General features: G+C 65.0%; 7 protein-coding genes and 1 pseudogene. All 8 read right to left on the reverse strand.

The genetic code is table 11. From position 1 onward, the window contains the following. Positions 1–377: flagellar biosynthetic protein FliR (locus ACHWRX_RS13385; RefSeq protein WP_394659566.1), on the reverse strand; the 377-nt coding region annotated here is incomplete at its 3' end. Positions 378–393: 16 nt separating this feature from the next. Continuing rightward, entirely contained in the window at positions 394–666 is a 273-nt protein-coding gene (locus ACHWRX_RS13390) for a flagellar biosynthetic protein FliQ (protein ID WP_058736229.1), read from the reverse strand. Between the two features lie 24 nt (positions 667–690). Beyond that, a complete protein-coding gene (fliP, locus tag ACHWRX_RS13395) occupies positions 691–1,425 on the reverse strand; it encodes a flagellar type III secretion system pore protein FliP (RefSeq protein WP_394659568.1) in 735 nt (244 codons plus the stop codon). A 47-nt stretch (positions 1,426–1,472) separates the two neighbouring features. Next, on the reverse strand, positions 1,473–1,748 hold the full coding sequence (locus ACHWRX_RS13400) for a flagellar biosynthetic protein FliO (RefSeq protein WP_183615489.1): 276 nt from the start codon (positions 1,746–1,748) through the stop codon (positions 1,473–1,475). Next, the gene (gene fliN, locus ACHWRX_RS13405) at positions 1,748–2,065 is read right to left on the reverse strand and encodes a flagellar motor switch protein FliN (RefSeq protein WP_058736227.1); all 318 of its coding nucleotides are present in this window, start codon (positions 2,063–2,065) and stop codon (positions 1,748–1,750) included. Before fliN ends, ACHWRX_RS13400 begins: the two co-directional genes overlap by 1 nt. Positions 2,066–2,106: 41 nt before the next feature. Then, on the reverse strand, positions 2,107–3,000 hold the full coding sequence (locus ACHWRX_RS13410; RefSeq protein WP_394659567.1) for a FliM/FliN family flagellar motor switch protein: 894 nt from the start codon (positions 2,998–3,000) through the stop codon (positions 2,107–2,109). 8 nt (positions 3,001–3,008) lie between these two features. Then, the gene (fliL, locus tag ACHWRX_RS13415) at positions 3,009–3,590 is read right to left on the reverse strand and encodes a flagellar basal body-associated protein FliL (protein ID WP_183615488.1); all 582 of its coding nucleotides are present in this window, start codon (positions 3,588–3,590) and stop codon (positions 3,009–3,011) included. Positions 3,591–3,617: 27 nt separating this feature from the next. Continuing rightward, positions 3,618–3,918 (reverse strand): annotated as a pseudogene (locus ACHWRX_RS13420) (hypothetical protein); the annotation flags it as partial.

Here is a 3,918-nt window from a genome sequence, read left to right on the forward strand (position 1 = left end):
GGCGATTGCGAGCCGGAATTGGGATCGACGGCGGTGGCGACGCTCATGCCCATGGCTCCGCCGATCATTTCGGCGGCGATGATCGGGGCGGCGAAGGCGAACTGCAGTACGAAGCCGAGCGACACGCCGACCAGGACTTCACCCGCGACGCTCACCAGCCCGGCGACGGACAGAAGGTTCGCGGGGCCGGTCACCGGAGACCAGGCGCAGATCAGCACGGCGACGGCCCCCGCCGCCATAACGCGCGCCTGGGCGGGGACGCCCGCCATGCCGAACAGCGGAGCGGCGACCATGGCCGCGCCCACCCGGGTCATGACGAAGACGAGGCGCCAGAATTCCGCCTCCAGCGGGCCGAAGCCGAAATCCAGCTGGAGCACGGGCGGTGCGCCTTCGCTACTTCGAGATGGTCGCGATCTGGGCGAAGACGTCCTGCGTGAAGTCTCCCACCAGGGCCATCATCGAGCCGCCCATGATCACCAGCACCAGGGCGGTGATGGCCAGCTTGGGCACGAATGTCAGCGTCTGCTCGTTCACCGAAGTCGCCGCCTGGATCACGCCGACGACGAGGCCGACCGCTAGCGAGGCCAGCAGAATCGGCGCGGCGACGAGGGCGGTGGTCCAGAGCATCTGGTCAGCCAGTGCGAGAGGCGCAGTGATATCGTCCATGGCTTATCTCCTCGGCTAAAATGGTTAACCAAAGCTTGAGGCGAGCGAGCCCATCAGCAGCGCCCAGCCATCGACCAGCACGAACAGCAGCAGCTTGAACGGCAGCGAGACGATCATCGGGCTCATCATCATCATGCCCAGGCTCATCAGCACCGAGCTGACCACGAGATCGATGACGAGAAACGGCAGGAACAGCATGAAGCCGATCTGGAACGCGGTCTTCAATTCGCTGGTGACGAAGGCGGGCAGCAGGATCGAGAACGGCACGTCGGCAGTGTTCTGGAACTTGGGGGCCTTGGCCATCTCGGCGAACATCGACAAGTCCCGCTCACGCGTCTGGCGAATCATGAACTTGTGGAATTCCTGGCCCGCGTTCTGGATCGCCTGCTCGGAGTTGATCGTCCCGGCGGAGTAGGGCTGGATCGCGCGGTTGCTCACCTGCTCCAGCGTCGGCGCCATCACGAACAGCGACAGGAACAGCGAAAGGCCGATCAGCACCTGGTTAGGCGGGGATTGTTGCAGGCCCAGCGCCTGGCGCAGGATCGACAGCACCACCAGAATGCGGGTGAAGCTGGTCATCATCAGGATCAGGCTGGGCAGGATCGTCAGCAGCCCCATGATCATGAGGAGCTGCAAAGACAGCGTCATGCCCTGGCCGCCGGTGCCGCCCATGGAGCCGAACGCGCGATCCAGCGCGCCGGGAATGGCAGAGGGTGCCGCGGACTGGGCCTGGGCGAAGGCTTGCGTGGGAAGCAGGATCGCGCTGGCCAGTATGGCCGACCCGCGCGTGATGACGCGCGCGAGGCTCACTCCACGATCTCCCGCGCCCGCGCAGGCGCTTCCGCCAAGCGCGTCAGGCCGTTTCGCCCGGCGGAGACCAGGATCTCACGCCCGTGGAATTCGATCACCGCCAGCTTCAGCGTGGGGGAGAGCATGGTCGTCTCGATCACTCGTACGGACTTGCCCGCGCCGCCCCCCATGCCGGTCTTGGCCTGTACCTTCTGCGCCAGCTTCAGGCAGCCCCAGATCGCGAGGCCGATCAGCGGCAGCATGATCAGCAGCTTGAGGATGTACCAAAGCATCAGCCCAGGTTTCCGGCACCAAGAGCCGCAAAGTCCACGGGCGCGATTTCGGCGACCGGGGCGTTCTGTTGTTCGCCGGCAAGTTCGACGATGCGCAGGCCGAAGCGGCCGTTCTGCGCCACGATCTCACCCTTGGCGATCGGCTTGCCGTTGACCAGCACATCGAGCAGCTCGTCGGTCAGCTTATCCAGCACGACGACGCTTTCCGGCCCGAGCGAGAGCACGTCCTTCAGCTTCATGTCGGTGCGGCCAAGCTCGACCGAGAGGCGAACGTCGACATCTTTCAGGAAGTCGAAACCGCGAGGGTGAATGGACATTGGTGAACTCCCCAGTTCAGGCGAAAACAGTTGTGTCGAAACTAAAAAGCGGTGTTGATCTGGATCGCGACGCGGTCCTCGAACTCGCCGATGGAGCCCACCGCGATCGTGCGCTCGCCGGCCTTCAAGGGTACCTGGCGGGCGATGGCGACCGGGATCACATCGCCCACCTGCAACGCGGCAAGGCGCGTGAAGGGCACCATCATGTCCACCACCGTGGCGTTCAGCGTGATCGGTAGCGAGGCATAGGGCTCGCTCATCGGATCGGGTGAATGCGGCGTCGAAAGCTTCGGCAGCTTGCGCTCGCGCCCGGCGAACAGCGCGGCGAGCGTCGCCTGCGGAAATGTCAGCGAAAGAACCCAAGGCTCGCAGCCGGGCTCTTCCACCGTCATCGCCAGCTCGAACACCGTTTCGTCCGGCGTGAACGGCGCGATCTGCGACAGGCGGGTGTCACGCTGCAAGGGAGTCGCGGCGAGAGCACCGCCCAGCGCTTCCTGCAGGGCGGCGGCCAGGGTCTGCTCCAGGCGCTGCACCAACAGTTCGGCCGACAGCGGGAAGCTTTGCGGCAGCGGCTTGGGTACCACGCCACGACCCCCAAAAGCGCGATCGACGAGGCGGAACACCGGATCGGCCGCGCATGTCAGCAGCACCTGATGGCGCTCTGGCCCGATGGCCAGCACCGCGTAGCTGGCGAGGTCGGGCGCTTCATGGCCCAACTGACTGGCGAGCAGGGTCCGCGGCGCATCGGGGCGCACGGAAGGTTCTTCCGTGCCGGAAAGACGTGCAAGGCCACCGGCGAAGGCCAGGGCCAGGCGGCCGGACAGCAGTGCGAGTGAGGGGGCCAGCTCCGCCACGCTGGGCGTGGTCGGACCAAGCAGCTCGGCGCAATGCTGCGCCGCTACCCGGTCGACGATGAAGGAGTGGTCGGGTCGCACTGATCCGCCTACTGGATGATGAAGCTGCGGAAGAAGACATCGTCGATACCGCCGAAGCCTTCTTCCTCTTCGAGGACGTGGTTGATCGACGCGGTCAGGCGCTTTTGCAGGCGCTCCTTGCCGTCGATCGATGAAACTTCCTCTTCCGAGGTGTCCGCCAGGACGTTCAGCATGGCGGAGCGAATCGCCAGCTCATGCTCTTTCAGCCACATCAGCACCCGGCCGTCGCGCCGGGTGGAGGCGGCCAGGCTTACCTGGATCAGCGAGTCGGAACCCTTGAGGTTGGACGTGAAATCGCCGTCGAAGGTATAGTAGGACGTGCGATACTCGCTGCCGCCCTCGCCATAGACCGGTTCACCGCCGCCCTCGCCTTCGCCTTCCTTCTTCTGCGCATAGGGATCTTCGTCGCCCTTGCGAACCAATTTGGGCGTGTTGTCTTCCTTGGCCTCGGCATGACTGCCGATGATTCCCGCCTGCATCAGACCGAACACGCCGCCGCCGCCCGCGCCCAGCAGGACAACGCCGCCGACAACCTTCATCAGGATGCCCTTGCCCTTCTTCTTGGGCTTTTTCTCGGTCTCGTCGCTCATCGTGCTACCTTGGAGGCCTCAAAAGGTTCAGGCGTAAATGCCGCTGCGACGCTCGCGCGCCGATGTCGGGGACGTCTTCTCACCAGCGTTACCGCGAAGATGGTTAACAAAGTGCTGCCTTGGCGCTTCGCGCTCGCTCGCGGCCCTGTCACGCATCGCTTGCTGCTGCTGGGAGGAGGTGTTGTTCGATGTGGGCGGGTCCTGCGCGGTGTTTGGCTGCGGCTGGGAGCCCTGTTGCTGGTGTTGCGAGTCGCGGCGGCTATCGTCCGCTGTGCCATCGTTGAATGCTTGGCCGGCCAGCGATGCGGCGGCAGCGGCATGGACTGCC

It is taken from the genome of uncultured Novosphingobium sp., from assembly GCF_964277725.1.
Classification (GTDB): domain Bacteria; phylum Pseudomonadota; class Alphaproteobacteria; order Sphingomonadales; family Sphingomonadaceae; genus Novosphingobium; species Novosphingobium fluoreni.

Coding starts and splice junctions, on each gene's coding strand:
- fliL (WP_183615488.1), bottom strand. CDS start 3,590: ATGAGCGACGAGACCGAGAAAAAGCCCAAGAAGAAGGGCAAGGGCATC.
- fliN (WP_058736227.1), bottom strand. CDS start 2,065: ATGTCCATTCACCCTCGCGGTTTCGACTTCCTGAAAGATGTCGACGTT.
- ACHWRX_RS13400 (WP_183615489.1), bottom strand. CDS start 1,748: ATGCTTTGGTACATCCTCAAGCTGCTGATCATGCTGCCGCTGATCGGC.
- ACHWRX_RS13390 (WP_058736229.1), bottom strand. CDS start 666: ATGGACGATATCACTGCGCCTCTCGCACTGGCTGACCAGATGCTCTGG.